Source organism: Mesorhizobium sp. M5C.F.Ca.IN.020.32.2.1 (genome assembly GCF_004023105.1).
Lineage (GTDB): Bacteria > Pseudomonadota > Alphaproteobacteria > Rhizobiales > Rhizobiaceae > Mesorhizobium > Mesorhizobium wenxiniae.
The window spans coordinates 1-1611 of sequence record NZ_RZSX01001153.1 but is presented as its reverse complement, the minus strand read 5'-3'; the positions used below and the strand labels follow the sequence as shown (position 1 = coordinate 1611).

General features: G+C 63.4%; 2 protein-coding genes and 1 pseudogene. All 3 read left to right on the top strand.

Features of this window, described 5'->3' with window-relative positions:
* Positions 1-423: pseudogene (locus EOA86_RS33835) on the top strand (amino acid deaminase); the annotation flags it as partial.
* A gap of 44 nt (positions 424-467) precedes the next feature.
* A complete protein-coding gene (locus tag EOA86_RS33830) occupies positions 468-812 on the top strand; it encodes a RidA family protein (protein ID WP_036267438.1) in 345 nt (114 codons plus the stop codon).
* Between the two features lie 9 nt (positions 813-821).
* On the top strand, positions 822-1611 hold a 790-nt coding region (locus EOA86_RS33825), incomplete at its 3' end, for a succinylglutamate desuccinylase/aspartoacylase family protein (protein ID WP_128345513.1).

Sequence of the window (1611 nt, the reverse complement as noted above, 5' to 3'; positions counted from 1 at the left end):
TATGATCGCTCGCTTAGCGCACTCGATGCTCGCAAGGGCTTTGCAGTTGGCGGCGTTGGTGTTTCCGCACGAAACTCGTTTCGTCCGGCTTTGCGCCTATGGGCCGAAGTGCTCTCGCGGCCGGAGCCCGGCCTCGCGATATGCGGCATGGGTATGCGCGACGTGTCGTTCGATCAGGGGTTTCCGATGGTGCTCGCGGTCTTCCGGACCGGTAAGCCGCTGCCGGTACCGCACGCCGAGGTCTTCAAGCTCAACGACCAGCACGCCTTCCTGTCGATTGCACCCAGCGACGACATTGCCGTTGGCGACATCATTGAATTCGGCATCTCCCATCCCTGCACCTGCCTCGATCGCTATCGCGTGATCTTCGGCGTCGACGCGGCCGGCCATGTCCGCCACGCCTTTCCCACCTATTTCGGCTGACCGGATCTTGCGGCGGCCCCAAGAGAACCTCGAAAGGATCCAATATGATCAAGTATTTCCAGTCCGGCTCCCGCATGTCGCAGGCGGTCGTCTATGGTGGCCTCGTCCACATCGCAGGCCAAGTGGCTGACAATCGCAAGGCCGGTATCGAAGGCCAGACCAGCGATGTGCTCTCAAAGATCGAGGCGCTCTTGGTCGAGGCCGGCAGCAGCAAGTCGAAGCTTGTGGCGGTCAACATCTTCCTGCCGCAGATCGGCGACTTCGACGCCATGAACAGCATCTACGATGCCTGGGTGGATCCTCAACGCCTGCCGGCGCGGGCTTGCGTCGAGGCTCGTCTCGCCGACCCCGATCTCCGTATCGAGGTCACCGCGGTTGCCGCCGTCTGAGTTGTCGCCATGCACACCGGCCTCACCCATACGCTCGACCTCGACCGGAACGGCAAGACATCAGGTTATCTCGGCATTCCGTTCTCGATAGACCGTTCGCCCTATTTCCAGGTCAAGGTCCCGATCTGCCTCATACGCAACGGTGAAGGCCCATCGCTGCTTCTGATGGCCGGCAATCACGGCGACGAATATGAGGGCGAGCTGTCGCTGGCAAAGCTGATCCGCCGGCTCGATCCCAAGCAGATCAAGGGCCGCGTTACCATTCTGCCGATGGCGAACGCACCGGCGGTCATGGCCGCCAAACGCTGTTCGCCGCTTGACGGCGGTAATCTCAACCGCGCCTTTCCCGGCGACCCGTTGGGCACCCCGACAAGCCGGCTTGCCAATTTCCTGGAGACGGAACTGTTTCCCCGCCACGACGTCATCTTCGATATTCATTCGGGCGGCACCTCGATGGAGCATCTTCCCACGGCGCTTGTCGAGCGCAATACCGATCCCGACCGGCAGGGGCGCGGGGTTGCGCTGATGCGGGCGCTCGGCATGCCGTATGGGTTCGTGGCCGACAATGGCCGGGCCTCGCCGACCTCCATGGGCGCAGCCCGCCGGGCCGGTGCCATTGGCGTCAGCGGCGAGTTCGGCGGCGGCGGCACCGCCACAGTCGACACGATGGCGATTACCGCTCGCGCGATCGACAATCTGATGATTACCCTCGGCGTGGTCGAAGCGCCGGTCCTTGCGCCTGAGTCAAAGCCTTCGGCGCCGACGCGACTGCTCTCGCTTTCCCGGCACAGTCAGGGCC

Coding starts and splice junctions, on each gene's coding strand:
- EOA86_RS33830 (WP_036267438.1), top strand. CDS start 468: ATGATCAAGTATTTCCAGTCCGGCTCCCGCATGTCGCAGGCGGTCGTC.